Below are 25,669 nucleotides of genomic sequence, written 5' to 3' on the forward strand. Positions count from 1 at the left end.
CGCACGGGTCCCCCGCCCTGCCCGGCGGAATCAGATCGCGTGCGCGAGCGCGCGATCGACGAGCGCGGCCTCGAAGCCGTCGTCCGCGTCGCGAAAGCGCAGCGGCGCCGCGCAGTGGACGAGCGTGTCGATGAAGTACTTCGCGCGCGGCCACGGCCCGAAGCCGGCCGCGGTGTTGATGTGCCCGGCGTCGCCGAGGTTCACGAACGCGCTGCCCAGGTGCTGCGCGAGCGTGCGCGCATCGGCAAGCGGCATCCACGGATCGGTCTCGCTGCCGATCACGATCGACGGCACGGCGAGCCGGCGCGCGTCGAACGGCCCGGCAAACGTGAATTTCTTCGGACTGGCGGGCGCGACGAGCAGCACGCCCGCGACATCGCCCGTACGCGGCCACTGCGCGAGCGCATGCGCGGTCGCGAGGCAGCCGAAGCTGTGCGCGGCCAGCACGAACGGGCCGCGTTCGCGGTCGAGCAAGGTGCGCACCGATTGCGCCCAGCGCGCGAGATCGGGCGCGTCCCAGTCGTCCTGCTCGACGCGCAGCGAGCGCGGAAACTGCCGTTCGAGCCAGGTCTGCCAGTGCGCGCCTTCGCTGCCGTGCAGGCCCGGAACGGTAACGAGGCGCGGCGGCCACGCCGATTTGCTGCATGCGCGCATGATTGCCCTCGCTTGCTTGAAGACGGGATTCGATTGTGGCGCGGCGCGCCCGGCGGCCGAACCAATATTTTGTGCTTTGCTTTTGCGCGGGGCGGCCACCCGCAGGGCGGCCATCCGCGAGTCGCCCGCGCCGGTCGCCCGCCCCGCGCACCGGCGCGCGATGCGCCGCGAAACCGTAGAATGTGGGCTTCCCGTCAGCTTCACACGAAACCGGGGCCGGGCGCCGATGCGCGCCGGGCGCCCGGTCGTCAGGAGACGCCCGATGTCCGCTACGCCCGCCGGCGCGCCGCGCCCGGCTCCGCTCGCCGTTCCCGTGACGCGCCTCGCCGGCGCGCGCACAGTCGTCCAATGAAGATCCTGTTCCATTCCCCGCACCAGGAAGCAGGCGCGTGGCGCGACGAGATCGCGCATGCGCTGCCGGAAGCCGAACTGCGCGCGTGGCAGCCGGGCGACACGGCCGCCGCCGATTACGCGCTCGTCTGGCGCGCGCCGCGCGAATTCTTCACCCCGCGCGACGGCCTGCGCGCGATCTTCAACCTCGGCGCCGGCGTCGACGCGCTGCTCGCGCTCGACCGCGCGCAACCGGGCACGCTGCCGCCGCACGTGCCGCTCGTGCGGCTGGAAGATTCGGGCATGGCGCAGCAGATGGTCGAATACGTGACGCACGCGGTGCTGCGCTACCTGCGCCGCTTCGACGAATACGACGCGCAACAGCGCGAGCGCCGCTGGCAGCCGCTCGAGCCGCATGCGCGCGCCAGCTTCACCGTCGCCGTGCTCGGCCTCGGCGTGCTCGGCGCGCAGGTCGCGCTCGCGCTCGCCGCGCTCGGCCTGCCCGTGCGCGGCTACAGCCGCAGCGCGAAGCAGCTCGACGGCGTCACGACCTTCGCCGGCGACGGTGCGTTCGATGCGTGCATCGACGGCGCGAAGGTGCTCGTCAACCTGCTGCCGAGCACGCCCGACACCGACGGCATCCTGTCGTCCCGCACATTCGCGCGGCTCGCGCCCGGTGCGTATGTCGTCAACGTCGCGCGCGGCGCGCATCTCGTCGAGGCCGACCTGCTCGACGCGCTCGCGAGCGGCCGGATCGCCGCCGCGACGCTCGACGTGTTCCACCAGGAGCCGCTGCCCGACGATCACCCGTTCTGGCGCGCGCCGCGCATCACGATCACGCCGCACAGCTCGGCCGAGACGCTGCGCGCGGAGGCCGTCGAGCAGATCGCCGGCAAGATCCGCGCGCTCGAGCGCGGTGAGCGCATCGGCGGCATCGTCGACTACGCGCGCGGCTACTGAACCTGCAAGCAAACCTGGAGACAACCATGACGTTCCCCACCGCCGTCAAGATCGTCGAAGTCGGCCCGCGCGACGGGCTGCAGAACGAGAAGACCTTCGTGCCGACCGACGTGAAGATCGCGCTCGTCGACCGGCTGTCGCGCGCCGGCTTCCGCAACGTCGAGGCCGCGTCGTTCGTGTCGCCGAAATGGGTGCCGCAGATGGCCGACGGCGCCGACGTGATGGCCGGCATCGAGCGCCGCCCGGGCACCGTGTACTCGGTGCTCACGCCGAACCTGAAGGGCTTCGAGAATGCGCTCGCCGCACGCGCCGACGAAGTCGTGATCTTCGGCGCGGCCAGCGAGGCGTTCTCGCAGCGGAACATCAACTGCAGCATCGCCGAGAGCATCGCGCGCTTCGAGCCCGTCGCGAAGGCGGCGAAGGATGCGGGCGTGCGGCTGCGCGGCAGCGTGTCGTGCACGCTCGGCTGCCCGTACCAGGGCGAAGTGCCGGTCGCATCGGTCGTCGACGTCGTCGAGCGTTTCGCGGCGCTCGGCTGCGACGAGATCGACATCGCCGACACGATCGGCGTCGGCACGCCGAAGCGCACGCGCGAAGTGCTGTCGGCCGTTACGCGCGTGTTCCCGCGCGAACGCCTGTCGGGCCACTTCCATGACACCTACGGCCAGGCACTCGCGAACATCTACGCGGCGCTGTTCGAAGGGATCGAGATCTTCCACGCGTCGGTCGCAGGCCTCGGCGGCTGCCCGTACGCGAAGGGCGCGACCGGCAACGTCGCGACCGAGGACGTGCTGTACCTGATGCAGGGCCTCGGCATCGACACCGGCATCGATCTCGCGCAGGTCGTCGCTGCCGGCGACTTCATCTCGAACGCGATCGGCCGCGCGAACGTGTCGCGCGCCGGTCGTGCACTGCTCGCCAAGGCGCAGAGCGCGGCCGACGCCGCGAACTGCGTATGACCCCGGTATTCGATGGATTCCTCAACATGACGACACCCGCTTCATTCGATTCCCTCCCCGATTCCGCGCGACGCGTCGCGCTGCTGCTGCGCGAGCGCGGCCATGCGAAAGGCATCGTGATGCTCGCCGAAACCGGCAAGACGTCGGCCGAAGCCGCGGCCGGGCTCGGCTGCTCGGTCGCGCAGATCGCGAAGTCGATCCTGTTTCGCCGCCAGTCGGACGGCGCGCCGGTGCTCGTGGTCGCGAGCGGCGTCAATCGCGTCGACGAGAAGAAGGTCGCCGCGCAGGTCGGCGCGGTCGGCCGCGCGGACGCGAAGTTCGTGCGCGACAACACCGGCTACGCGATCGGCGGCGTCTGCCCGATCGGCCATCTCGTCGAACCCGTCACGCTGATCGACGCCGACCTGCTCGAGCTCGACAGCCTGTGGGCGGCCGCCGGCCATCCGCACGCGGTGTTCAACCTGTCGCCGAACGAACTGGTGTCGCTGACGGGCGCGCCGGTCGCGGACGTCGCATTGCGGGAATCCGCATGAGCGACGTCGTGGTACCGGTCGGCACGGTGGCCTCGCCGTGCACCGACGTATGCCGGATCGATCCGCGCACCGACTGGTGCGCGGGTTGCCTGCGTACGCGCGACGAGATCAAGGGATGGCGTACGTCGGATGACGACGCGAGGCGCGTGCTGCTTGCGCGGCTCGATGCGCGGCGGCGCCTGATTGCGAGGAGCGGCGCATAAAAAAAAGCCGTTCAGCCTGACGGGCGAACGGCATCGAGATCGGAATCCTGTGAACGTGATCAACGTCACAGCCCGCATCATACGAGCGACGCGCACCGCTCGCATCGGGTGTTTCCCTACAACTTCTTACAGCGTCTTCCACGCGTGCGCGCGCCCCGCTTCTGCTCGCCATGAGCACGCCATCCGCGTGCAATACCCGTTCCCGAAAACCGCATTCGACGCGCCGCCGTGACGCCCGCCGCGACGCCGAATCGTACGACCGTTTCAGTTGCCGACTGCCGCGCGACGCGCGGGCACGATGCGCCAGCCGAGATTCACGCCGGCCGCCGCGAGCAGGATCAGCAGCGCGCCGAGCACCTGCGTCCACGCGAGCGTCTGCCCGAACGCGAAGTGATCGACGACGATCGCGACGACCGGATAGACGAACGACAGCGCGCCGGTCATCGCGGTCGGCAGCTTCTGGATCGCGCCGTACAGCAGCACGTACATCAGGCCCGTGTTGACGACGCCGAGCACGATCAGGTCGAGCCACTGCCCGGCCGTCGCGGGCAGCGTGCCGAAGTGGGCGAACGGCGCGAGCAGCACGATGCCGATACCGGCCTGCAGCAACGCGAGCAGGTGCGGCGGCGTCCCCTTCAGGTGCTTCGTGACGATCGACGAGATCGCATACAGGAACGCCGCGCCGAGCGACAGCGCGACGCCCTCCAGATATTCGCCCGGCACCGCGAGCACGGCCGGCTCGACGCGCACCACGGCGACGAGCCCCACGAACGCGAGCGCGAACCACGCGAGCGTCGACGCGGTGATCCGCTCGCGGAACACGATCGCGCCGAGCGCGACGAGCATGAACGGCTGCGTGTTGTAGACGGCGGTCGCCATCGAGATCGATGCACGCGAATAGGCGGCGAACAGCAGCAGCCAGTTCGCGACGATCGCGATGCTGCCGAGCGTCGCGAGCGCGAGCATCCGCGGCGAGAACAGCGCGCGGCGCAGGAAGCCGAATGCCGCGCAGACGATCGCGAGCGTCGCGGCGCCGAACAGGCAGCGGAAGAACACGACGTTCGTCAGCGGCTGCTGCGACGACATCACGAGCCAGCCGATCGTGCCGGACATCAGCATCGCGACGACCATCTCGGCGGCACCGCGGCGAATTTCATTCGAGGCCATCATGAACTCCATTGAAAGAGAGTGGATGACCTCGATTCTAGAAACTTGCTTTCGCCGCAACCACGGCTAAACTGAAGCGAATCAGCCGATTGACCTTCGAAAGCAAAGCGATCATGCCGAAACGCCTTTCCCCGCCCGCCGTCGCGTCGCTCGACGCGACCGACCGCGCGATCCTCGCGGCGCTGGCCGACGACGCGCGGATCGCAACCAGTGAGCTCGCCCGGCAGATCGGGCTGTCGGCCCCCGCAACCGCCGATCGTGTGCGGCGGCTCGAGGCGCAAGGCGTGATCGCCGCGTTCACCGTCGAGCTCGACCCGCGCGCGCTCGGCTACACGCTGCAGGCGATCGTCCGCGTGAAGCCGCTGCCCGGCCAGTTGCATCTCGTCGAAGAGATGCTGCGCCGGATTCCCGAATTCGTGGAGTGCGACAAGGTCACCGGCGACGACTGCTTCATCTGCCGGCTCTACCTGCGCACGATCGCGCACCTCGACGACATCCTGTCAAAAGTGACGGAGCGCGCCGAGACGAGCACCGCGATCGTGAAATCGACGCCGGTGCCGCGCCGGCTGCCGCCGCTCGTCGAGGACGACGGCGCGCCCCGCTGAGCACCGGCACGCGCCGCCCGCGTACCGTCAGGCAGCCGCGTCGCGCGCCTCGAAGAACGCGAGCAGTTCGTCGATCAGCGCGAGGGGCGCCTCTTCCGGAATGTAGTGCCCGCAGTCGAGCGCGCGGCCGCTGACGTCGCGCGCGACGCGGCGCCATTCGTCGAGCGGATCGAAGCAGCGGCCGACGATCCCGTGCTCGCCCCACAGCACGCGCAGCGGGCACGCGACCTTGTTGCCGCGCTCGAGATCCGCACGGTCGTGCTCGAGGTCGATCGTCGCGGACGCACGGTAGTCCTCGCACATCGCATGCACGGCGCCCGGCTGCGCGAGTGCGGCCCGGTACGCGGCGAGCGCCTCGGGCGCGAACGGCGCGAGTCCGGCGGACCGGTTGCCCATCACGCGCTCGATGTAGGCATCGGTATGCGCGCCGACCAGCGTCTCGGGCAGCGGCTCCGGCTGAATCAGGAAGAACCAGTGGAAATACGCGGTCGCGAACGCGCGATCGGTTTTCTCGTACATCGCGAGCGTCGGCGCGATGTCGAGCAGCATCATCCGCTCGACGGCGTCCGCATGATCGAGCGCGAGCCGGTGCGCGACCCGCGCGCCGCGATCGTGCGCGCACACATGGAATTGCTCGAAGCCGAAATGCCGCATCACGGCGACCTGGTCGGCCGCCATCGCACGTTTCGAATACGGCGCGTGCTGCGCGTCGCTCGGCGGCTTGCCCGACGCGCCGTAACCGCGCAGGTCGGTGGCGATCACCGTGAAATGATTCGCGAGCGTCGCGGCAACGCGATGCCAGATCATGTGGGTTTGCGGATGTCCGTGCAGCAACAGGAGCGGCGGACCCGCGCCTCCTTTGACACCGAAAATGTCGGTGTCCTGCACCGTCACGCGAAACGGTGCAAACGCCTCAAACGACATGGTTTGTTTCTCGTTGGTTTGTTATGGCGGTTATTTTAGGAGCGCCGGCGCGTCTTCACAGCGCGGTAAACACCAGAATCCCTAGAAAGAGAACACTCCCTCGATTGCCGCCACACCGCGCGATTTGTTAAGCTCGCGTAGAATCGCACGATCGTTCGTATTAATAAGGACGACCTCGTTTTTGCAGCTTCGTTTTACCGCTTCGTTTTTACAGCGTCGTTCCGCAGCTACACTCGAACGACCGTTCGACCGCAAAGCATGGCGGCGGCGCGACCGCGCGGCCGCCCCTGGAGACTGGAGACATTACATGGCATTGCCCACCGTCCTGCAGAACCTGACGCTGCCCGTCATCGCGTCGCCGATGTTCATCGTCAGCTACCCCGAACTCGTGCTCGCGCAATGCAAGGCGGGCATCGTCGGTTCGTTCCCCGCACTCAACGCCCGTCCGGCCGAACTGCTCGACGAGTGGCTCACGCAGATCCAGTCCGAGCTCGCCGACCACAAGGCGAAGCACCCCGACGCAGTGATCGGCCCGATCGCGGTCAACCAGATCGTCCACCAGTCGAATGCGCGGCTCGAGCACGACGTGCGCGTGTGCGTCGAGCACAAGGTGCCGATCTTCATCACGAGCCTGCGCGCGCCGGCGCGCGAGATCGTCGACGCGGTGCACGGCTACGGCGGCATCGTGCTGCACGACGTGATCAACCTGCGTCACGCGCAGAAGGCGCTCGAAGCCGGTGTCGACGGGTTGATCCTCGTCGCGGCCGGCGCAGGCGGCCACGCGGGCACGACGTCGCCGTTCGCGCTCGTCGGCGAAGTCCGCAAGATCTTCGACGGCCCGATCGTGCTGTCCGGCTCGATCGCGAACGGCGGCTCGATCCTCGCCGCACAGGCGATGGGCGCCGACTTCGCGTACATGGGCACGCGCTTCATCGCGACGCAGGAAGCGCACGCGATCGACGACTACAAGCACGCGATCCTGAACGCGAAATCGTCGGACATCATCTACACGAACCTCTTCACGGGCGTGCACGGCAACTACATCCGCGAGAGCATCGAGAAGGCGGGCCTCGATCCGGACTCGCTGCCGGAGTCCGACAAGACCAAGATGAATTTCGGCAGCGACAAGACGAAGGCGTGGAAGGACATCTGGGGCGCCGGCCAGGGCGTCGGCCTGATGGACGACCTGCCGAGCGTGGGCGCGCTCGTCGAGCGCCTGAAGCGCGAGTACGACGACGCGAAGGCGCGGCTCGGCATCCCGCGCTGACGGACGCGGCGGCCATGACGGCCGCCGCCGGCGCGCATCCCGTCGGACCAGACAAAAAAGCGCGAGCTGCAACGGCTCGCGCTTTTGTTTTCATCGCCCCGCCGCAGCGGGATGCACGGTTCACACCGCGCGCTTCATCCGCGTGATCGGCAGCACGCGCAGGCGCGATTCGATCGACGGGCACAGCGACTGCCCTTCGAAACGCGCCGCCAGGAAATCGACGAACGAACGCACCTTCGCGGACACGTGACGACGGCTCGCGTAGACCGCATAGATCGGCGCCTCGTGCGGCGGCACCGCATCGATCAGCACCGGCACGAGCCGGCCGGACTCGATGTCGTCGCCGACCACCTCGGTGCCGAGCAGCGCGATGCCCGCGCCCGCGAGCACGGCCGCACGCAGCCCTTCGAGATGGTTCACGATCAGGTTGCCGTTCAGGTTCACGCGCGACGCGGCGGCCGCGTCGATCACCAGCGCGTCGAGCATCGTCGAATTCGAATCGCGCCGCAGGTAGTTGTGGTGCGCGAGATCGGCGATCGTCTGGGGCGTGCCGTGCTTCTCGAGATACTCGGGCGACGCGACCAGCAGGATGTGCGCGGTCGCGATCTGCCGCGCGACCAGCGACGACGATTTCAATCCGTTCGGCGCCGCGCGCACCGCGACGTCGTAGCCTTCCTCGATCAGGTCGACCACGCGATCGGACAGCGTCATGTCGACGGTCACGTCCGGGAACCGGCCCGCATAATCGGTGACGGCCTGCATCACGTGCCGCAGCCCGAACGCGGACAGCGACGTGACGCGCAGCCTGCCTTGCGGCACCACGCTCGCGGCGCCGACGGCCTGCCCGGCTTCGTCGAGTTCCGACAGCGCCTGCACGAGGCGCTCGTAGTATTCGCGTCCGGCCTCGGTAGGCGCGACGCGTCGTGTCGTGCGATGCAGCAGCCGCGCACCGAGCTGCTGCTCGAGATGCATCACGTGCTTGCTCGCCATCGCAGCCGACATCTGCATGCGCTCGGCCGCGCCGACGAAGCTGCCCACTTCGACGACGTAGCGAAACACATTCATGCTGACGAGGGTATCCATCGAACTCGCTCGTAATGACGGGGGAATGGTCCAATTACGAGATAGGGTAACAAAGGCGGGGCAACAGAAAGGTCAAGAAAGGCAAAACGGCGCCGCGAGTGGCGGCGCCGTTCTGGCGGGAAAACATGCAGCCTGGACGCGCTTTTCGCGCGCGTCCGGCGCGTCCGGCGCGGCGGCGGTCGCGCGTGCGCGTCAGAACTTCGCGCGGATGCCGGCGCCGAACGTGTTGCCGGTCGACAGGCCGCTGATGTGGTCGTTCATGTAAGCAGCGTAGACGTCCGTGCGCTTGGACAGCGGATAGTCGTAGCCGACGGCCCAGGTCTGGCGCGTCTGGTCGAGGCCGCCCGCATCGCGCGAGTACGCGTACGACGCCATCGCGTTGCCCACGCCGAGCGGCACCGACACGCCGCCCTGCGCAGTATTCACGTGCCAGCTGCCCGCGACCTGGTCGTTCTTTGTATACATGTACTGGCCGAACAGCTTCACGTACTTCAGGTCGTAGGTCGCGCCGACTTGCGCGATACCCTGGCTCTTCATGCCGGCCACCAGCGCGCTCAGGTCACGCGGGCCGTTGTTGAAGTTCACGTATTGATAGACCGCGGTCGCCGCGAACGGGCCGTTCGCGTAATTGAACTGCGCGCTCCACTTCTTCGAGCCGTTGTCGCCGGCCTGGTTGCCGAGCGCGTACATCGCGCCGAAATTCAGGCCACCGAACGAAGGCGACGTGTACGACAGCGCGTTGTTCCAGCCCGAATCGCCGACGGCACCCTGGTCGCTCGGGTAGGTCGGGAACGTGCCGAGGCCGAGGAACACGTGGTACACCATCGGCGAGAACGTGTACGAGTCGTAGAACGGGTTGAACAGGATCGTCGACAGGAACAGGTGCGTCGTCAGGCGGCCGGCCGTCACCGTGCCGTACGGCGAATCGATGCCGACGTACGCGTTGCGTGCGAAGAACGTGTCGCCCTGGAAGCGGCCGAACTGGCCGTTCTGCGCGCGGAAGAAGCTTTCCAGCGTGAAGATCGCCTTGTAGCCGTTGCCGAGATCCTCGGCGCCGTGCATGCCCCAGTACGACGTCGACATCCCGCCGCCGCTCACGTTCCACGCGCGGTCGCCGCCCGGGAACTTGGTGGCGCCGACCCATTCGTCGACCTGACCGTAGAGCGACACGCTCGACTGTGCATGGACGGGAGCGGTAGCCGCCACGCAGGCAGCCGCGGCGATCAGCTTGACGGACGTGCGCGACGCACGGCGAGCGAATGCTTTCATTGGATCTCCAGATTTTGTCGAATTGTCGATAAGTGGCGCGAGCGTTGTTTTTTGGAGCCGAGTGCTTGCGTCGTATGGGGCGCAGCCATCTTTACGGATCATTCGTCCGGTCAAAATTGCGCACACTTATTGCGGGTATAGCGGCAGCATTAACTTCGCGGAATTGATACATGGCCGGGTACCCGCCGACGGCCCGGCGTGGACGCGGTCGCACGGCCGGACGGCTGCGTGGCACATGCGAGCCGGGCGCGAAAGATAGCGCAATGCGACGGGAAAATCAGCGGAAATCTGTGCGCGACTGTGGCGAATTCGCATCAGCCGCCGGAGGGACGAGCGCGCGGGCGCTCAGTTTCGGTAGAACGGGGAGAAATACGGCGAGTGCGCAGGCTCTTCCTGCGAGCGGGGCGGCGGCATCGGACGGCCGCCGCGCTCCTCGTTGTAGCGCGCGACGTCGGCGCGGATCGAACCGGCGCGCAGCGGCACGTTGCCGCCGCCCGGCGGGCGCGGCATCTGGCGCACGTCGGCGCTAATCGGGCGATACGGGCTTTGCGCGGCGTAATGGCCATACGACGGCGTCGGCCGCAGCCCCCAGCGGGAACCGTAGCCGCTCACGCCGCCGGCGCGTGCACCGGCGGGGGGCGTAACGTGGCGCCAGACGGGAGCCCCGCCGGCCGGCTGACCGTACGCGCGCATGTCGCCGCCACCGAAACCGTGGCCGCCGAACGCATGACCGCCGTGCGGCGGCTGCGCGAGCGCGAACGGCATCAGCAACGCGCCGAGCACGCCCGCCACCCATCGTCCGATCTTCCGTTTCACCCGTTCCGTCATCGTGCAATGCCTGTCCATGCCCGCCGCCGGCTCCTTTCGGCCGACCCAAGGCTTTCAGCAGTAATTTATGAGCGTGCCGAAAGTGTGTCGAGCCAAAAAGTGTTATGTCGCCGGCATCGGTGTAACACCATGTTACTGCTAGGTTTTTTCACTTCGGCACGCGACCGGGACAGAACATTCTTCTGCCGTTTTGCGCATGGCCGGGCCGGTGCCGTGAACGCCACCGCATGAGATTGATTCATCAATCGATTCTCACAATGAATTTGTGTAGTGAATCATCAACCGGGACAATGGCGCCATCCGCGCGCGCGACGCGCGCCCCCGTCGTTTCCGAATCGAGTTCCCGATGGCCCGTCCCCGTTTTCTTCCCGACAACTTCACGCTCGCGCTCGTCGGCACCGTCGTGCTGGCGAGCCTGCTGCCCTGCCGCGGCCCGGCCGCCCATGCGTTCAACTGGGCGACCAACATCGCCGTCGGCCTGCTGTTCTTCCTGCACGGCGCGAAGCTGTCGCGTGAAGCCGTCGTCGCGGGCGCGACGCACTGGCGGCTGCACGCGGTCGTGCTGCTCAGCACGTTCGCGCTGTTCCCGCTGCTCGGCCTTGCGCTGAAGCCGGTGCTTCAGCCGCTCGTCACGCCGACGCTGTATGCGGGCGTGCTGTTCCTGTGCACGCTGCCGTCGACGGTCCAGTCGTCGATCGCGTTCACGTCGATTGCGAAGGGCAACGTGCCTGCCGCCGTGTGCGCGGCATCCGCGTCGAGCCTGCTCGGGATCTTCGTCACGCCGGCGCTCGTCGGGCTGATGATCACGTCGCAATCGGCCGCCGCCGCGTCGCCGTGGAGCACCGTCGGCAGCATCGTGATGCAGCTGCTCGTGCCGTTCATCGCCGGCCAGTTGCTGCGGCCCGTGATCGGCGGCTGGATCGACCGCAACCGCGGCGTGCTGCGCTTCGTCGACCAGGGCTCGATCCTGCTGGTCGTCTACGTCGCGTTCAGCGAGGCCGTCAACGAAGGCCTCTGGCACCAGATCCCGCCGCGCGCGCTCGGCGGCCTGCTCGTCGTCAACCTCGTGCTGCTCGCGATCGCGCTCCTGCTGACCGCGTTCGTCAGCAAGCGGCTCGGCTTCAACCGCGCCGACCAGATCACGATCATCTTCTGCGGATCGAAGAAGAGCCTCGCGGCCGGCGTGCCGATGGCGAAGGTGATCTTCTCGGCGAACGCGGTCGGGGCGATCGTGCTGCCGCTGATGCTGTTCCACCAGATCCAGCTGATGGCGTGCGCGGCGCTCGCGCAGCGCTGGGGCGCGCGCGACATGAGCGGCGAGCACGACGAGGGCGACGCGGCATCGGCGCCCGGCGCGCTGAGCGCGGGCAAGCGCTGACGGTCGGGGCAGCGGGACGGCCGCCGGGTCGTGCCGTCCCGGGGCTATGCCTTCTGCCTTCTGCCTTCTGCCTTCTGCCTTCTGCCTTCCGCCTTCCGCCTTCCGCCTTCCGCCTTCCGCCTTCCGCCTTCCGCCTTCCGCCTTCCGCCTTCCGCCTTCCGCCTTCCGCCTTCCGCCTTCCGCCTTCCGCCTTCCGCCTTCCGCCTTCCGCCTTCCGCCTTCCGCCTTCCGCCCTCCCGCCTTCCCACCGCAACGCCCTTCCACCCACGCCCCCACGCGATGCACCAGCAATGCCCGTCGCGTCACGAAATCTTCATTCAATTCTCCGCGAGTGGTGCCGTTAAGTCGTGCGTCCCGTCGATTCGGCTGCCCTCGCCCATGCCCGCGCCCCATCCCGACTCCGCCGCCGCCCGCACCACCCGCCTGATCGCGGATCGTGCGCTGGCCGCCGTCTTCCAGCCGATCGTCGATCTCGGGTCGGGGACGGTCGTCGGCTACGAGGGCCTGATACGCGGCCCGCGCGGCACAGACCTCGAAACGCCCGCCGCGCTGTTCGCGCAGGCCGCGCGCGACGGCGAGACCATCGCGCTCGAACAGGCCGCCGCGCTCACCTGCCTCGACGCGTTCGCGGCGCTCGGCTGCGACGGCAAGCTGTTCCTCAATTTCAGCGCGGGCACGATCCTGCAGCTCGCGCGCGAACGCGAGCGCGCCCGCCAACGGCTCGACCGTGCGCGGGTCGGCGCCGAGCGCATCGTGATCGAACTGACCGAGCAGAACGCGACGACGGACATCGCCCATATCGGGCCGGCAGTCGCGTCGCTGCGCGACGCCGGCATCCAGTTCGCGCTCGACGACTACGGCACCGCGAACGCGAGCATGAACCTGTGGCTGCGCCTGCATCCGGACGTCGTGAAGATCGACCGCTTCTTCATCCACGACATCGCGCGCGACCCGCTGAAGTTCGAGGCCGTGAAGGCGATGCAGCACTTCGCGCAGGCAAGCGGCGCGCAACTGATCGCGGAAGGCATCGAGAACGAAAGCGACCTGATCGTCGTGCGCGACATGGGCATCTGCTGCGTGCAGGGTTTCCTGCTCGGCCGGCCGAACGCGCGGCCGTCGCGGGTCGTCGCACCGGCCGCGCGTGACGCGATTCGCACGCCGCACATCGCGGTGTTTCCCGGCGCGACGCGCCCGGTGCGGCCGGCCGGCACGATCGCCGGAAAGATGCTGGTTCCGGCGCCGGCCCTGCCGCGCGACGCGACCAGCAACGATGTGCTCGACCTGTTCAACCGGATGCCCGACCTGCACGCGGTCGCACTCGTCGAACGCGGGCGGCCCGTCGCGCTCGTGAATCGCCGCGGCTTCATCGACCGCTTCGCGCTGCCGTACCACCGCGAGGTGTTCGGGAAGAAGCCGTGCCTGCAGTTCGCGAACGACTCGCCGCTGATGATCGACAACGCGACGACGTTCGAGCAGCTCGCGATGCTGCTCGCGAGCCACGACCAGCGCTACCTTGCGGACGGCGTCGTGATCACCGAACACGGCCGCTACGTCGGGCTCGGCACCGGCGAGAGCCTCGTGCGCGCGGTGACCGAGATGCGCATCGAGGCCGCGCGTTATGCGAACCCGCTGACGTTCCTGCCCGGCAACATCCCGATCAGCGCGCACATCGACCGCCTGCTCCAGCGCGACGCCGGCTTTCATGCGTGCTACGTCGACCTGAACCAGTTCAAGCCGTTCAACGACCAGTACGGCTACTGGCAGGGCGACGAGGTGCTGAAGTTCGCCGCGACGGTGCTGGCCGGCGTGTGCGATCCGCAGCGCGACTTTCTCGGGCACGTCGGCGGCGACGATTTCCTCGTGCTGTTCCAGCGCGACGACTGGCGCAAACGCGCCGCCGACGCGATCGCGCGCTTCAACGACGGCGCGCAGCGCTTCTACACGCAGGCCGACCGGCAGGCGGGCGGGCTGCGCGGCGAGGACCGCCACGGCAACCCGGCGTTCTTCGGTTTCGTGACGATGGCGATCGGCGCGGTCGGCGTGCCGGCCGGCGCGCACGGCGCGAAGCGCTACGGCAGCGACGAGATCGCATCGGTCGCCGCGCTCGCGAAGCGGCGCGCGAAACAGCAGCCGGACGGGCTCGCGGTCGTCGACCTCGATGCGGGCCGCGCCGCGCTGCGCGATCGCGGCGAACCGCCGGCCGTGGCAATACGCTGACCGGCGGGCAGCCGGCCTCCCTCGTTCGCGGGCGCAAGGTGCCCGATGCGGCGGCGATGCGCCGCCGTCCGTCACGCCCGGACGCCCGCCGCGCTGCCGGGCCGCTCGTTGCGCCCGGCCTTCCCGCCGGCCCGAGCAAGCCGCCGGGCACGCGTGCACCCATGCGCGAAGCCGGCACGCTGGCCGCCACTTCCCGCTCGCCGGGCACCGGCACGTCCACCTTGCCTTTTTCGTGTTTTGTTTAGTATTTTTAGTAACGTCGTTTTCGCAGATTAGCGCTTAAAAGCCGGTAATTTCCGGGTATTCCCCGGTTATCCGGCCCGAATTCCGCGATACGTTTTACTATACAATCGCTTTCACTCTAAACAAACCGGACCCCGAACGAACGATGGGTACCACCATTCGCGATGTGGCGCGGGCGGCAGAGGTCTCGATCGGCACCGTCTCCCGCGCGCTGAAAAACCAGCCGGGCCTGTCCGAAGCCACGCGTGCGCGCATCGTTGAGATCGCGCAGCGGCTCGGCTACGATCCCGCGCAGCTGCGGCCGCGCATCCGCCGGCTCACCTTCCTGCTCCATCGCCAGCACAACCGCTTTCCGGCCAGCCCGTTCTTCTCGCACGTGCTGCACGGCGTCGAAGACGCCTGCCGCGAGCGCGGCATCGTGCCGACGCTGCTGACGGTCGGGCCGAACGACGACGTGCTGCGCCAGATGCGCCCGCACGCGCCCGACGCAATCGCGGTGGCCGGCTTCATCGAGCCGGAAACGATCGAGGCGCTCGCCGCGACCGGCCGGCCGCTCGTGCTGATCGACCTGTGGGCGCCCGGCCTGCGCTCGGTGAACATCGACAACGCAACGGGTGCGGCGCTCGCGATGCGCCACCTGCTCGCCACCGGCCGCACGCGGATTGCGTTCATCGGCGGCTCGCCCGCGCACTACAGCATCGCGCAGCGCGCGATCGGCTACCGGCGCGCGTTCTTCGAAGCGGGGCGGTTGTTCGATCCCGCCTACGAAGTGACGATCGACGCGGGGCTCGATCCCGACACCGGCGCCGCGCGCGCGATGGAGCAGCTGCTCGACGCGCCGGGCCCGCGCCCCGAAGCCGTGTTCGCGTACAACGACGCGGCCGCGCTCGCCGCGCAGCGCGTGTGCACCGCGCGCGGCCTGCGGATTCCGGACGACATCGCGATCGTCGGCTTCGACAACATCCCGGCCGCCGCGCACGCGAGCCCGCCGCTCACGACGCTCGCGGTCGACAAGGAAGCGCTCGGCCGCCGCGGCGTCGAGCTGCTGCTCGCCGACTCGCCCGAACGCACCGAGATTTCCCTGCCCGTCGAGCTGATCGTGCGGGCCAGCAGTCAGCCCGCCGGCTCCCCGGCACTCGATACCGCCACGGTCACCGAATCATGAACATGCCCCCGGTCCAACCCTGCACCGCCGCGCCGGCCGCCCACACGCAAGCCGCGCCGTTCGTCGCGAGTTTCCGCGATCCGTCGTTCCTGCTGTCGCACATCGAGGACACGCTGCGCTTCTACGCAACGAACGCGTTCGACCCGACGGGCGGCTTCTACCACTACTTCCGCGACGACGGCAGCATCTACAACCGCACGTCGCGCCACCTCGTCAGCAGTTGCCGGTTCGTCTTCAACTACGCGATGGCGTACCGGCATTTCGGCGATCCGCGCCACCTGGAATACGCACGCCACGGGCTGCGCTTCCTGCGCGACGCGCACTGGGACGACGAACTGCAGGGCTACGACTGGGAACTCGACTGGCGCGACGGTGCGAAGCGCGCGACGCTCGACGGCACGCGCCACTGCTACGGGCTCGCGTTCGTGCTGCTCGCGGCCGCGCACGCGACGATGGCCGGCATCGACGAGGCACGCCCGCTGATCGCGGCCACCTACGAGCTCGCCGAGCACCGCTTCTGGGACGCGGCCGCGGGCCTCTACGCGGACGACGCGACGCCGAACTGGATCGTGTCGTCGTACCGCGGCCAGAACGCGAACATGCACATGACCGAGGCGCTGCTCGCGGCCCACGAGGCGACCGGGCACCTCACGTACCTCGATCGCGCGGAAAAGCTCGCGTCCCACATCACGCAACGCCAGGCCGCGCTGTCGGGCGGGCTCGTGTGGGAGCACTACCATGCGGACTGGTCGGTCGACTGGGACTACAACAAGGAAGACAGCTCGAACATCTTTCGCCCGTGGGGCTTCCAGCCCGGGCACCAGACCGAATGGGCGAAGCTGCTGCTGATCCTCGAACGGCACCGCCCGCTCGACTGGCTCGTGCCGCGCGCGGCCGAGCTGTTCGACGCCGCGCTCACGCACGCATGGGACGCCGACCACGGCGGCCTGTACTACGGCTTCGGCCCCGACTTCACGATCTGCGACCACAACAAGTATTTCTGGGTGCAGGCGGAGACCTTCGCGGCGGCCGCGATGCTCGGCGCGCGCACCGGCAGCGAGCGCTTCTGGGACTGGTACGACGAGATCTGGCGCTATAGCTGGGCGCACTTCGTCGATCACCGCTACGGCGCGTGGTACCGCATCCTCACCTGCGACAACCGCAAGTACAGCGACGAGAAGAGCCCGGCCGGCAAGACCGACTATCACACGATGGGCGCGTGCTACGACGTGCTGGCAACCCTCGCGCGCGCGCAGCGCAGCGAGCCGACGCAATGAGCGGCGGCACGTTTCCGGCTTTCGTGTCGGCAGGCGACATCCTGACCGACATGGTGCGCGCGGGCGATGCGCAATGGACGTCGGTACCGGGCGGCGCCGGCTGGAACGTCGCGCGCGCGGTTGCGCGGCTCGGCGTGCCGAGCGCGCTCGCGGGATCGATCGGCGAAGACTGCTTCTCCGACGTGCTGTGGCGCACGAGCGACGCGGCCGGGCTCGACCTGCGCTTCCTGCAGCGCGTCGCACGGCCGCCGCTGCTCGCGATCGTTCACGAGACACGCCCGCCCGCGTATTTCTTCATCGGCGAAGCGAGCGCCGATCTCGCGTTCGATCCGGCGCGGCTGCCGGCCGGCTGGACCGACCACGTGAAATGGGCACATTTCGGCTGCATCAGCCTCGTGCGCGAACCGCTCGCCGGCACGCTGGCCGCGCTCGCGGCCGACCTGCACGCGCGCGGCGTGAAGATCAGCTTCGACCCGAACGTCCGGAACCTGATGACGGCCGCGTACCGGCCGACGCTGGAAAAGATGGCCGCGCTCGCCGACCTGATCAAGGTGTCCGACGAGGACCTGCGGCACCTGTTCGGCGGCGACGGCCCCGACGCGATCGCCGCGGTGCGCACGCTGAACCCGCGCGCGGCCGTGCTCGTCACGCGCGGCGCGCAGGCGGCGACGCTCTACGCGGACGGTGACGTGCATGAAGCCAGCCCGCCGCGCGTCGAGGTGGCCGACACCGTCGGTGCGGGCGACGCGTCGATCGGCGGCATGCTGTTCAGCCTGATGGCCGCGCCGCAGCGCACGTGGCGCGAGCATCTCGTGTTCGCGCTGGCCGCGGGCGCAGCGGCGTGCCGGCATACGGGTGCGCACGCGCCGACGCTCGACGAGGTCGTCGCACTGATCGAACGCTGACGGCACACCGATGGCACGAACGGTGACCGGACGCTGTTCGGTCACCGATAAGCGGCGCTGTACATGCTGCGCCGCAGTGCTACGATGAAGTGTCCTTTTGCGGGAGAGCACCATGGACACGAACACGTTCACGAAAGGCATCTACACGGCCAAGGCGCATACCCAGCACGCGGGCAACGGGCAGTTCCAGGGTTACGTGATCCTCTCGCGCGACGACGGGGACGACACCGAGAACACACGTTACGACGTCCACTCGACGAGCCCCAGCGAGGAAGAGGCGTTCGACGAGGCGAAAGCGCTCGCGCACCGGATTCTCGGCGAGATCGAGCTGTAACGCGCACCGACCTTGAGGCGCGGCTCAGAGCAGCCGCGCCACCATCGATACCAGCATCGTCAGCACCAGCGTCGACATGAACGGGAACGGGTAGCGCCGCCCGCCGAGCGTCAGCGTGACGTCGCCCGGCATCCGCCCGATGCCGAGCTTGCCGAGCCACGGCCAGCAGCGCGTCAGGATCATCACCGCGACGAACGTCGTCAACAGCCAGCGCAGCATGCTAGGGCCTGTTTCCATATGGAACGCGCATGCGTTGCCACGAGAACGGCCGCTCGCGAGGCGCGCGACGCCGCGAATACTGGACGTATTCGCAAGGAGCGCAACGCGGCGAGCGGCCGTTCTCGTGGCAACCCCAAATTAAAAGAATCATGTCACGGGAATGCCCGAAATCGCCCGTATGGCGGCGTCGCTCGTCCCTTGTTTGGCGCGGCCAAACGGCGCTCCTCACTCCTTGCCCTACGAGCGATTTCGGGCATTCGCATGTGCGTTCCATATGGAAACAGGCCCTAGTCCCGTCAGAGTGCGTGCGAGCGATCGCCGCGCGCGAACGCGTCGAGTGTGCCGTCGATGCCGCGCGAGAACGCGATCACCTTGAACAGCTCGCCCATCTCGGCCTCGGAAATCAGCTTCTGCACCGCGTTCGCGGCCGGCAGGAATTCACGGATGTCCGACGGATCGATCGCGGCCAGCGCGTCGGTGATGCCCGCGTTCAGCAGGAAGCGCGCCTGCGACGTGTAACCGAGCAGGTCGGCGCCGGTCGCGACGGCCGCGTCGTAGATGCCGGTGAATTCAACGTGCGCGGTGATGTCCTGCAGCCCCGGGTACAGGAACGGATCGTCGTGCGCATGGTGCCGGTAGTGGCACATCAGCGTGCCGCGGTCGCGCTGCGGGTGGTAGTACTCGTGCGCGGGAAAGCCGTAGTCGACCAGCAGCACCGCGCCGCGCCCGAGCATCGTGCAGACGGTGCGCGTGAACGCCAGCGCGGCCTCGTGCGTCTCGGTCACGTAACCGTCGCCCGCCTCGTCGAGCCCCGCGAGCACCGCCGGCAGGCCGGCCGGCGCGGCCGGACGGTCCTCGAACACGAACGCCTGCCGCGCGTCGAGCGCGACACCGCGCTCCTGCCATGCGCCGCCCGCCTTCGCGAACAGGCGCACGGGCATCGCATCGAGCACCTCGTTGCCGACCACGACGCCGTCGAACCGCTCGGGCAGCGCGTCGAGCCAGCGCACCTTCGCGGCGAGCGCCGGCGCGGCGGCCGTGATCGTGTCGCGCTGCCGTTCGCGCAGTTCGCCGGACAGGTCGACGATCAGGTATTCGTCGAGTCCGGCGCCCAGCGCGTCGAGCGCCGCGAGCAGACCGGCCGCGAGCTTGCCCGTGCCGGCGCCGAATTCCATCACGCAACGCGTGCCGCTCGCCGCGAGCGCTTCCGCGACCGGCTGCGCGAGCGTCTGAGCGAACAGCGGCGACAGCTCGGGGGCGGTGACGAAGTCGCTGCCGTCGTCGGCGCGGCGCCCGAACTTGCGCGCGCCGCCGCTGTAATAGCCGAGGCCGGGCGCGTACAGCGCACGCTCCATGAAGCGGTCGAACGGCAGCCAGCCGCCGGCCGCCGCGATCTCGTCGCGCAGTTGCGCGGCAAGGGTTTCGGACTGCGCGAGCGCGTCAGGGCCGGGAGCAGGTAAACTAGCGGGTTCGTGAGCTTTCGGGTTCATCCCGGCATTGTAAATGACCGTTTCAGCCGATACGTCGACCCTGCGCGTGGCGCTCGTCACCGGTGCCCTGGGCAGCGCGGCCGACGCCGCGTCGATCGGTCGTGCGCTCGCGACGGGATTCGCCCGGCGCGGCTGGGACGTCGCGTTGCAGCGCAGCCCCGGCACGCCGCTTGCGGCCGCCGACGCGCTCGTCGCCGAAGTCGCGGCGCTCGGCCGCCGCGCGGTCGTGCTCGACGCCGATCTGGCCCTGGAAGCCGAAGCCGCCGCACTCGTCGCCGCGTGCGGCGCGGCGCTCGGCCGGCCCGCGTGCGCGGTGTTCGTGAGCGCCAGCGCGGGCGCCGACGACGCGCACACGGTAGACGGCGCGTCGCTCGCCGGCGCACTCGCGCGCAACGTGACGGCGCCGCTCGCGCTGGCCCGCGCGCTCGCCGATGCGACGCCCGACGCCGCGCGCGAGCACGAAGCGCTGCGCGCATGCGCGATCCACGTGCTGGACCAGGCGCTGTTTCACCCTGCGCCTGCGCAGTTGTCGCACGCGCTGATGCAGGCCGCGCTGAACCGCGCGACGTCGGCGCTGGCGCTGGCGCTCGCGCCGAAGGTGCGGGTCGCGGCGCTCGTGCGCGGCCACGCGGCGCACGCGGACGACATCGCCGCGGCCGCCTGCTATCTCGCGAGCGCGCCCGGCGTCACGGGCGCGACGCTGACCGTCGACGGCGGCGAGCACCTCGTGCCGCCGGCCGCCGGCCCGAATGAATGAACTGCGCGGATCGCGCGGCCTGACTGCCGCCGCCCGCGCCGCTTTGCGTGTGCGCACGCCAATTTGACTGGGACGACCATGTTTTCCGCTCTCCTGCACCCCCGCCTCGCGGACTGCCGCAGGCTCTACCTGCGCGACTACGAAGTGCACATCAACATCGGTGCCTTCGAACACGAGAAGCGCGGCGAGCAGCGCGTCGTCATCAACGTCGACCTGTTCGTGCCGCTCGCGCGCTCCACTCCCGTGGACGACCGGCTGCATGAAGTCGTCGACTACGACCTGATGAAGCAGAGCGTCGCGCAATGCGTGGCGCGCGGCCACATCCACCTGCAGGAAACGCTGTGCGACGCGATCGCCGCGCACCTGCTGGCGCACGACGCCGTGCGCGCGGTACGCGTCTGTACCGAGAAACCGGACGCTTATCCGGACTGCGACGCCGTCGGCGTCGAAGTCTTTCGCATCAAGGACGAGGAGCGCGCATGAACGCCCCCCACATGAATGACGCGGCGGCCGATGCCGCCACCCACGACGCAGCCGCCGACCCGGCCGGCCGCCCGGCGCTGACGCGCCGCGAACAGAAGGAAGCGTACGAGAACAACAAGCTGTTCAAGCGGATCGTGCGCCAGGTCGGCCAGGCCATCGGTGACTTCAACATGATCGAGCAGGGCGACAAGGTGATGGTGTGCCTGTCGGGCGGCAAGGACAGCTACGCGATGCTCGACGTGCTGCTGCGCCTGCGCGAGCGCGCGCCGATCGATTTCGACATCGTCGCGGTGAACCTCGACCAGAAGCAGCCGGGCTTCCCCGAGCACGTACTGCCCGAGTACCTGAAGCAGGTCGGCGTGCCGTTCCACATCGAGAACCAGGACACCTACAGCATCGTCAAGCGGCTCGTGCCCGAAGGCAAGACGACCTGCTCGCTGTGCTCGCGGCTGCGCCGCGGGATCCTGTACCGCGTGGCCGGCGAGCTCGGCGCGACCAAGATCGCGCTCGGCCATCACCGCGACGACATCGTGCAGACGCTGCTGCTCAACATGTTCTACGGCGGCAAGCTGAAGGGGATGCCGCCGAAGCTGCAGTCGGACGACGGCAAGAACATCGTGATCCGCCCGCTCGCGTACGTGAAGGAAACCGATCTCGAGAAATACGCGGAGCTTCGCGAATTCCCGATCATCCCGTGCAACCTGTGCGGCAGCCAGCCGAACCTGAAGCGCGCGGAAATGAAGGCGCTGATCCGCGAATGGGACAAGCGCTTCCCGGGCCGCGTCGACAACATGTTCAACGCGCTCGCGAAGGTCGTGCCGTCGCACCTGATGGACACGACGCTGTACCCGTTCCAGTCGCTGCGCGCGACCGGCGAGGCCGATCCGCAAGGCGACATCGCGTTCGACGAGGAACCGTGCGCGTCGGGCGACGACGCAGCGGCGCCGGGTGAGTCGATCGCGGCCCGGCCGATCTCGATCGTCCAGTTCGACGACCTGTAAGCAGGGCCCGAATACCCGCCGGAACAGGGCCGGGCGGCCCTTTTCCGGCGCTGTCGCCCCGCCGCGACAGGCCCGGAGCGCCAGGGGCCGCATGCTAAAATGGTCGGCTTCGAACTCCTCTGACAAGCTGGCGCCATGAATATCGTGATTTTGGCGGCAGGCACCGGCAAGCGCATGCGTTCCGCGCTGCCGAAAGTGCTTCACCCCCTGGCCGGCAGGCCGCTCCTCTCCCACGTCATCGACACCGCGCGCACGCTGCAGCCGTCCCGGCTCGTCGTCGTCGTCGGTCACGGTGCCGAGCAGGTCCAGGCTGCCGTCGCCGCGCCCGACGTCCAGTTCGCGGTGCAGGCCGAGCAGCTCGGCACCGGCCATGCGGTGCGTCAGGCCCTGCCGCTCCTCGATCCCGCACAACCGACGCTCGTGCTGTACGGCGACGTGCCGCTCACGCGCGCGTCGACGCTGCAGCGCCTCGTCGATGCCGCGCGCGAAGGCCGCTACGGGATTCTGACCGTCACGCTCGACGATCCGACCGGCTACGGCCGCATCGTGCGCGACGCGGCCGGCTTCGTCACGCGCATCGTCGAGCAGAAGGATGCGTCGCCGGACGAGCTGCGGATCGCCGAGATCAACACCGGCATCATCGTCACGCCGACGGCCCAGCTGTCGATGTGGCTCGGCGCGCTGAAGAACGAAAACGCGCAGGGCGAGTACTACCTGACCGACGTCGTCGAACTCGCGATCGAGGCCGGTTTCGAGGTCGTCACCGCCCAACCCGACGAGGAATGGGAAACGCTCGGCGTGAACAGCAAGGCGCAGCTCGCCGAGCTCGAACGCATTCATCAGCGCAATATCGCCGAAACGCTGCTCGTCGACGGCGTCACGCTCGCCGATCCGGCACGCGTCGACGTGCGCGGCACGCTGCGCTGCGGCCGCGACGTGTCGATCGACGTGAACTGCGTGTTCGAGGGCAACGTGACGCTCGCGGACAACGTGACGATCGGCGCGAACTGCGTGATCCGCAACGCGTCGGTCGGCGCGGGCACGCGCATCGACGCGTTCACGCACATCGACGGCGCCGAGCTCGGCGCGCACACCGTGATCGGCCCGTACGCGCGGCTGCGCCCCGGCGCACAGCTCGCGGACGAAGCGCACGTCGGCAACTTCGTCGAGGTGAAGAACGCGGTGATCGGCCACGGCTCGAAGGCGAACCACCTCACGTACATCGGCGACGCCGACATCGGCGCGCGCGTGAACATCGGCGCGGGCACGATCACCTGCAACTACGACGGCGCGAACAAGTTCCGCACCGTGATCGAGGACGACGTGTTCGTCGGCTCCGACACGCAGCTGGTCGCGCCCGTGCGCGTCGGCCGCGGCGTGACGATCGCCGCCGGCACGACGATCTGGAAGGACGTCGCCGAAGGCGTCCTCGCATTGAACGAGAAGACGCAGACCGCGAAGAGCGGCTACGTCCGCCCGGTCAAGAAAAAGAGCTGAACCTTTTGCGGGCGCCCGCGCGGCGCCCGCTTCGACTGACAGGATTGACCATTCATGTGCGGCATTGTCGGCGCAGTTGCGCAACGTAATATCGTTCCGGTGCTGATCGAAGGATTGCGGCGCCTCGAATACCGGGGTTACGACTCGTGCGGCGTCGCCGTGCTCGAACCGGGCGCGCCGAAGCGCGCGCGCAGCGTTGAGCGCGTCGCCGATCTCGATGCGCAGGTGCGCGACACGCACCTCGAAGGCACGACCGGCGTCGCGCACACGCGCTGGGCCACGCACGGCGCGCCGGTCACGCACAACGCGCACCCGATCTTCTCGTCGAACGCGCTCGCGCTCGTGCACAACGGCATCATCGAGAACTTCGAAACGCTGCGTGAATCGCTGCGCGCGAAGGGCTACGAATTCGTGTCGCAGACCGACACCGAAGTGATCGCCCACCTCGTGCACAGCCTGTATCGCGGCAACCTGTTCGACGCGGTGCGCGAAGCCGTGCAGCAACTGCACGGCGCGTATGCGATCGCGGTGACGCACAAGGACCAGCCGCACACCGTCGTCGGCGCGCGCCAGGGGTCGCCGCTCGTCGTCGGTCACGGCGACGGCGAGAACTTCCTCGCGTCCGACGCGCTCGCGCTGGCCGGCAGCACCGACCGCTTCACGTTCCTCGAGGAAGGCGACGTGTGCGAGCTGTCGCTCGACGGCGTGACGATCGTCGATCGCCACGGCGCCACCGTGCAGCGCGAAATTCGCGTGGTCAGCGCATACGGCGGCGCGGTCGAGCTGGGCCCGTATCGCCACTTCATGCAGAAGGAAATCTTCGAGCAGCCGCGCGCGATCAGCGATACCGTGCCGCAGACGGAAGCCTTCGACGCGACGCTGTTCGGCGACGCCGCGCCCGCCGCGTTCGCGGAGATCGACAGCCTGCTGATCCTCGCATGCGGCACGAGCTACTACTCGGGCCTCACCGCCAAGTACTGGCTCGAATCGATCGCGAAGATCCCGACCCAGGTCGAGATCGCGAGCGAATACCGCTACCGCGAATCGGTGCCGAACCCGCGCCAGCTCGTGCTCGTGATCTCGCAGTCGGGCGAGACGGCCGACACGCTCGCGGCGCTCAAGCACGCGCAGTCGCTCGGCCACACGCACACGCTCGCCGTGTGCAACGTCGCGACGAGCGCGATGGTGCGCCTCACCGAGATGCAGTTCCTGACGCACGCGGGCACCGAGATCGGTGTTGCGTCGACGAAGGCGTTCACGACGCAGCTCGTCGCGCTGTTCGTGCTCGCCGCGACGCTCGGCAAGCTGCGCGGTCACGTCGATGCCGCGCAGGAAGCCGAGTTCCTGAAGCAGTTGCGCCACCTGCCGGCCGCGCTGAACAGCGTGCTGGCACTGGAGCCGCAGATCATCGCGTGGTCGGAGGAATTCGCGCGCAAGGAAAACGCGCTGTTCCTCGGCCGCGGGCTGCACTACCCGATCGCGCTCGAAGGCGCGCTGAAGCTGAAGGAAATCTCGTACATCCACGCCGAGGCCTATCCGGCCGGCGAACTGAAGCACGGGCCGCTCGCGCTCGTCACGGAAGCGATGCCGGTCGTCACGGTCGCGCCGAACGACACGCTGCTCGAGAAGCTGAAGTCGAACATGCAGGAAGTGCGCGCGCGCGGCGGCGAGCTGTACGTGTTCGCCGATGCCGACACGCAGATCGTCAACGACGACGGCCTGCACGTGATCCGGATGCCGGAGCATTACGGGCAACTGTCGCCGATCCTGCACGTCGTGCCGCTGCAGCTGCTCGCGTATCACACCGCGTGCGCGCGCGGCACCGACGTCGACAAGCCGCGGAACCTCGCGAAATCGGTGACGGTGGAGTAAGGCGGGACGACCGGGACGGCCCCGCGAAGCCGTCCCGACCCCGTATCGG

Annotated in this window: 25 protein-coding genes; 17 read left to right on the forward strand and 8 right to left on the reverse strand. The window is 68.7% G+C overall.

Annotated features, from left to right (window positions below):
* Positions 1-30: 30 nt before the first annotated feature.
* Positions 31-654, reverse strand: coding sequence for an alpha/beta hydrolase (locus tag AB3K92_RS38490; protein WP_027788972.1), 624 nt, complete (start codon positions 652-654; stop codon positions 31-33).
* 348 nt (positions 655-1,002) lie between these two features.
* Here AB3K92_RS38490 and AB3K92_RS38495 point away from each other — a divergent pair, with 348 nt between their 5' ends.
* From AB3K92_RS38495 to AB3K92_RS38510, 4 genes are read left to right on the forward strand one after another with little or no spacing between them, the layout of a single operon-like run.
* Complete coding sequence (locus tag AB3K92_RS38495) at positions 1,003-1,944, forward strand: glyoxylate/hydroxypyruvate reductase A (RefSeq protein ID WP_059651113.1); 942 nt, start codon at positions 1,003-1,005, stop codon at positions 1,942-1,944.
* Positions 1,945-1,970: 26 nt separating this feature from the next.
* Positions 1,971-2,903, forward strand: coding sequence for a hydroxymethylglutaryl-CoA lyase (locus AB3K92_RS38500; RefSeq protein ID WP_048026532.1), 933 nt, complete (start codon positions 1,971-1,973; stop codon positions 2,901-2,903).
* A 26-nt stretch (positions 2,904-2,929) separates the two neighbouring features.
* Positions 2,930-3,436 carry a YbaK/EbsC family protein gene (locus AB3K92_RS38505; RefSeq protein WP_027788969.1) on the forward strand — a complete coding sequence of 169 codons (507 nt, stop codon included), beginning with the start codon at positions 2,930-2,932 and terminating at the stop codon, positions 3,434-3,436.
* Positions 3,433-3,639, forward strand: a complete 207-nt coding sequence (locus AB3K92_RS38510) for a DUF1289 domain-containing protein (RefSeq protein WP_021157438.1) — start codon at positions 3,433-3,435, stop codon at positions 3,637-3,639. The genes AB3K92_RS38505 and AB3K92_RS38510 overlap by 4 nt, the downstream gene beginning before the upstream one ends.
* Before the next feature lie 264 nt (positions 3,640-3,903).
* On the opposite strand, the gene AB3K92_RS38515 is transcribed toward AB3K92_RS38510, so the two are convergent.
* Positions 3,904-4,806, reverse strand: a complete 903-nt coding sequence (locus AB3K92_RS38515) for a DMT family transporter (RefSeq protein WP_048026546.1) — start codon at positions 4,804-4,806, stop codon at positions 3,904-3,906.
* A 113-nt stretch (positions 4,807-4,919) separates the two neighbouring features.
* Here AB3K92_RS38515 and AB3K92_RS38520 point away from each other — a divergent pair, with 113 nt between their 5' ends.
* Entirely contained in the window at positions 4,920-5,411 is a 492-nt protein-coding gene (locus AB3K92_RS38520; protein ID WP_042973418.1) for an Lrp/AsnC family transcriptional regulator, read from the forward strand.
* 27 nt (positions 5,412-5,438) lie between these two features.
* On the opposite strand, the gene AB3K92_RS38525 is transcribed toward AB3K92_RS38520, so the two are convergent.
* A complete protein-coding gene (locus tag AB3K92_RS38525) occupies positions 5,439-6,335 on the reverse strand; it encodes an alpha/beta fold hydrolase (RefSeq protein WP_060307213.1) in 897 nt (298 codons plus the stop codon).
* A 307-nt stretch (positions 6,336-6,642) separates the two neighbouring features.
* Here AB3K92_RS38525 and AB3K92_RS38530 point away from each other — a divergent pair, with 307 nt between their 5' ends.
* Positions 6,643-7,602, forward strand: coding sequence for a nitronate monooxygenase family protein (locus AB3K92_RS38530; protein WP_059490424.1), 960 nt, complete (start codon positions 6,643-6,645; stop codon positions 7,600-7,602).
* A 120-nt stretch (positions 7,603-7,722) separates the two neighbouring features.
* Here the strand turns inward: AB3K92_RS38530 and AB3K92_RS38535 are convergent, their stop codons facing one another.
* The 3 genes from AB3K92_RS38535 to AB3K92_RS38545 form a co-directional block, all read right to left on the reverse strand.
* Positions 7,723-8,685 carry a LysR family transcriptional regulator gene (locus AB3K92_RS38535; protein WP_021157442.1) on the reverse strand — a complete coding sequence of 321 codons (963 nt, stop codon included), beginning with the start codon at positions 8,683-8,685 and terminating at the stop codon, positions 7,723-7,725.
* A gap of 192 nt (positions 8,686-8,877) precedes the next feature.
* Positions 8,878-9,954 carry a porin gene (locus AB3K92_RS38540; RefSeq protein ID WP_021157443.1) on the reverse strand — a complete coding sequence of 359 codons (1,077 nt, stop codon included), beginning with the start codon at positions 9,952-9,954 and terminating at the stop codon, positions 8,878-8,880.
* A 345-nt stretch (positions 9,955-10,299) separates the two neighbouring features.
* Complete coding sequence (locus tag AB3K92_RS38545) at positions 10,300-10,782, reverse strand: hypothetical protein (RefSeq protein ID WP_042973406.1); 483 nt, start codon at positions 10,780-10,782, stop codon at positions 10,300-10,302.
* A gap of 346 nt (positions 10,783-11,128) precedes the next feature.
* Between AB3K92_RS38545 and AB3K92_RS38550 the strand changes: the two genes are divergently transcribed.
* The 6 genes from AB3K92_RS38550 (at position 11,129) to AB3K92_RS38575 (ending at position 18,301) form a co-directional block, all read left to right on the forward strand.
* Positions 11,129-12,160 (forward strand): bile acid:sodium symporter family protein, encoded by a 1,032-nt coding sequence (locus tag AB3K92_RS38550; RefSeq protein ID WP_059492026.1) that lies wholly within the window; start codon positions 11,129-11,131, stop codon positions 12,158-12,160.
* 378 nt (positions 12,161-12,538) lie between these two features.
* Positions 12,539-14,377 (forward strand): phosphodiesterase, encoded by a 1,839-nt coding sequence (locus tag AB3K92_RS38555; protein WP_059856956.1) that lies wholly within the window; start codon positions 12,539-12,541, stop codon positions 14,375-14,377.
* A 388-nt stretch (positions 14,378-14,765) separates the two neighbouring features.
* On the forward strand, positions 14,766-15,785 hold the full coding sequence (locus AB3K92_RS38560) for a LacI family DNA-binding transcriptional regulator (protein ID WP_021163757.1): 1,020 nt from the start codon (positions 14,766-14,768) through the stop codon (positions 15,783-15,785).
* Entirely contained in the window at positions 15,782-17,062 is a 1,281-nt protein-coding gene (locus AB3K92_RS38565; RefSeq protein WP_027788958.1) for an AGE family epimerase/isomerase, read from the forward strand. Before AB3K92_RS38560 ends, AB3K92_RS38565 begins: the two co-directional genes overlap by 4 nt.
* Complete coding sequence (locus AB3K92_RS38570) at positions 17,059-17,967, forward strand: carbohydrate kinase (RefSeq protein ID WP_027788957.1); 909 nt, start codon at positions 17,059-17,061, stop codon at positions 17,965-17,967. Before AB3K92_RS38565 ends, AB3K92_RS38570 begins: the two co-directional genes overlap by 4 nt.
* A gap of 112 nt (positions 17,968-18,079) precedes the next feature.
* Positions 18,080-18,301 carry a hypothetical protein gene (locus tag AB3K92_RS38575; RefSeq protein WP_021163760.1) on the forward strand — a complete coding sequence of 74 codons (222 nt, stop codon included), beginning with the start codon at positions 18,080-18,082 and terminating at the stop codon, positions 18,299-18,301.
* A gap of 24 nt (positions 18,302-18,325) precedes the next feature.
* Here the strand turns inward: AB3K92_RS38575 and AB3K92_RS38580 are convergent, their stop codons facing one another.
* Positions 18,326-18,520 carry a DUF2905 domain-containing protein gene (locus AB3K92_RS38580; RefSeq protein WP_021163761.1) on the reverse strand — a complete coding sequence of 65 codons (195 nt, stop codon included), beginning with the start codon at positions 18,518-18,520 and terminating at the stop codon, positions 18,326-18,328.
* Positions 18,521-18,816: 296 nt separating this feature from the next.
* A complete protein-coding gene (locus AB3K92_RS38585) occupies positions 18,817-20,010 on the reverse strand; it encodes a class I SAM-dependent methyltransferase (RefSeq protein ID WP_059619687.1) in 1,194 nt (397 codons plus the stop codon).
* Positions 20,011-20,023: 13 nt separating this feature from the next.
* On the opposite strand from AB3K92_RS38585, the gene AB3K92_RS38590 reads away from it, so the two are divergent.
* The 5 genes from AB3K92_RS38590 to glmS all read left to right on the forward strand — a co-directional run bounded on the left by AB3K92_RS38590 (position 20,024) and on the right by glmS (position 25,620).
* A complete protein-coding gene (locus AB3K92_RS38590) occupies positions 20,024-20,767 on the forward strand; it encodes an SDR family oxidoreductase (RefSeq protein ID WP_059586355.1) in 744 nt (247 codons plus the stop codon).
* Between the two features lie 78 nt (positions 20,768-20,845).
* On the forward strand, positions 20,846-21,250 hold the full coding sequence (locus AB3K92_RS38595) for a dihydroneopterin aldolase (RefSeq protein WP_006407992.1): 405 nt from the start codon (positions 20,846-20,848) through the stop codon (positions 21,248-21,250).
* Positions 21,247-22,251 carry a tRNA 2-thiocytidine(32) synthetase TtcA gene (gene ttcA, locus AB3K92_RS38600; protein WP_048026641.1) on the forward strand — a complete coding sequence of 335 codons (1,005 nt, stop codon included), beginning with the start codon at positions 21,247-21,249 and terminating at the stop codon, positions 22,249-22,251. Before AB3K92_RS38595 ends, ttcA begins: the two co-directional genes overlap by 4 nt.
* Positions 22,252-22,386: 135 nt before the next feature.
* Positions 22,387-23,748 carry a bifunctional UDP-N-acetylglucosamine diphosphorylase/glucosamine-1-phosphate N-acetyltransferase GlmU gene (gene glmU, locus AB3K92_RS38605; RefSeq protein ID WP_059490410.1) on the forward strand — a complete coding sequence of 454 codons (1,362 nt, stop codon included), beginning with the start codon at positions 22,387-22,389 and terminating at the stop codon, positions 23,746-23,748.
* Between the two features lie 54 nt (positions 23,749-23,802).
* Positions 23,803-25,620 carry a glutamine--fructose-6-phosphate transaminase (isomerizing) gene (gene glmS, locus AB3K92_RS38610; protein ID WP_226206293.1) on the forward strand — a complete coding sequence of 606 codons (1,818 nt, stop codon included), beginning with the start codon at positions 23,803-23,805 and terminating at the stop codon, positions 25,618-25,620.
* The last annotated feature ends 49 nt before the right edge of the window (positions 25,621-25,669 follow it).

It is taken from the genome of Burkholderia sp. Bmkn7 (assembly GCF_041103175.1).
Taxonomy (GTDB): domain Bacteria; phylum Pseudomonadota; class Gammaproteobacteria; order Burkholderiales; family Burkholderiaceae; genus Burkholderia; species Burkholderia cepacia.

What these genes read in the sequence shown, in the direction of transcription:
- AB3K92_RS38560 (WP_021163757.1), top strand. Translation starts at nt 14,766, where the DNA reads ATGGGTACCACCATTCGCGATGTGGCGCGGGCGGCAGAGGTCTCGATC.
- AB3K92_RS38540 (WP_021157443.1), bottom strand. Translation starts at nt 9,954, where the DNA reads ATGAAAGCATTCGCTCGCCGTGCGTCGCGCACGTCCGTCAAGCTGATC.
- AB3K92_RS38505 (WP_027788969.1), top strand. Translation starts at nt 2,930, where the DNA reads ATGACGACACCCGCTTCATTCGATTCCCTCCCCGATTCCGCGCGACGC.
- AB3K92_RS38535 (WP_021157442.1), bottom strand. Translation starts at nt 8,685, where the DNA reads ATGGATACCCTCGTCAGCATGAATGTGTTTCGCTACGTCGTCGAAGTG.
- AB3K92_RS38525 (WP_060307213.1), bottom strand. Translation starts at nt 6,335, where the DNA reads ATGTCGTTTGAGGCGTTTGCACCGTTTCGCGTGACGGTGCAGGACACC.
- AB3K92_RS38580 (WP_021163761.1), bottom strand. Translation starts at nt 18,520, where the DNA reads ATGCTGCGCTGGCTGTTGACGACGTTCGTCGCGGTGATGATCCTGACG.
- AB3K92_RS38585 (WP_059619687.1), bottom strand. Translation starts at nt 20,010, where the DNA reads ATGAACCCGAAAGCTCACGAACCCGCTAGTTTACCTGCTCCCGGCCCT.
- ttcA (WP_048026641.1), top strand. Translation starts at nt 21,247, where the DNA reads ATGAACGCCCCCCACATGAATGACGCGGCGGCCGATGCCGCCACCCAC.
- AB3K92_RS38565 (WP_027788958.1), top strand. Translation starts at nt 15,782, where the DNA reads ATGAACATGCCCCCGGTCCAACCCTGCACCGCCGCGCCGGCCGCCCAC.
- AB3K92_RS38570 (WP_027788957.1), top strand. Translation starts at nt 17,059, where the DNA reads ATGAGCGGCGGCACGTTTCCGGCTTTCGTGTCGGCAGGCGACATCCTG.
- glmU (WP_059490410.1), top strand. Translation starts at nt 22,387, where the DNA reads ATGAATATCGTGATTTTGGCGGCAGGCACCGGCAAGCGCATGCGTTCC.
- AB3K92_RS38545 (WP_042973406.1), bottom strand. Translation starts at nt 10,782, where the DNA reads ATGACGGAACGGGTGAAACGGAAGATCGGACGATGGGTGGCGGGCGTG.
- AB3K92_RS38530 (WP_059490424.1), top strand. Translation starts at nt 6,643, where the DNA reads ATGGCATTGCCCACCGTCCTGCAGAACCTGACGCTGCCCGTCATCGCG.
- AB3K92_RS38490 (WP_027788972.1), bottom strand. Translation starts at nt 654, where the DNA reads ATGCGCGCATGCAGCAAATCGGCGTGGCCGCCGCGCCTCGTTACCGTT.
- AB3K92_RS38515 (WP_048026546.1), bottom strand. Translation starts at nt 4,806, where the DNA reads ATGGCCTCGAATGAAATTCGCCGCGGTGCCGCCGAGATGGTCGTCGCG.
- AB3K92_RS38575 (WP_021163760.1), top strand. Translation starts at nt 18,080, where the DNA reads ATGGACACGAACACGTTCACGAAAGGCATCTACACGGCCAAGGCGCAT.
- AB3K92_RS38595 (WP_006407992.1), top strand. Translation starts at nt 20,846, where the DNA reads ATGTTTTCCGCTCTCCTGCACCCCCGCCTCGCGGACTGCCGCAGGCTC.
- AB3K92_RS38555 (WP_059856956.1), top strand. Translation starts at nt 12,539, where the DNA reads ATGCCCGCGCCCCATCCCGACTCCGCCGCCGCCCGCACCACCCGCCTG.
- AB3K92_RS38520 (WP_042973418.1), top strand. Translation starts at nt 4,920, where the DNA reads ATGCCGAAACGCCTTTCCCCGCCCGCCGTCGCGTCGCTCGACGCGACC.
- AB3K92_RS38500 (WP_048026532.1), top strand. Translation starts at nt 1,971, where the DNA reads ATGACGTTCCCCACCGCCGTCAAGATCGTCGAAGTCGGCCCGCGCGAC.
- AB3K92_RS38550 (WP_059492026.1), top strand. Translation starts at nt 11,129, where the DNA reads ATGGCCCGTCCCCGTTTTCTTCCCGACAACTTCACGCTCGCGCTCGTC.
- glmS (WP_226206293.1), top strand. Translation starts at nt 23,803, where the DNA reads ATGTGCGGCATTGTCGGCGCAGTTGCGCAACGTAATATCGTTCCGGTG.
- AB3K92_RS38510 (WP_021157438.1), top strand. Translation starts at nt 3,433, where the DNA reads ATGAGCGACGTCGTGGTACCGGTCGGCACGGTGGCCTCGCCGTGCACC.
- AB3K92_RS38590 (WP_059586355.1), top strand. Translation starts at nt 20,024, where the DNA reads ATGACCGTTTCAGCCGATACGTCGACCCTGCGCGTGGCGCTCGTCACC.
- AB3K92_RS38495 (WP_059651113.1), top strand. Translation starts at nt 1,003, where the DNA reads ATGAAGATCCTGTTCCATTCCCCGCACCAGGAAGCAGGCGCGTGGCGC.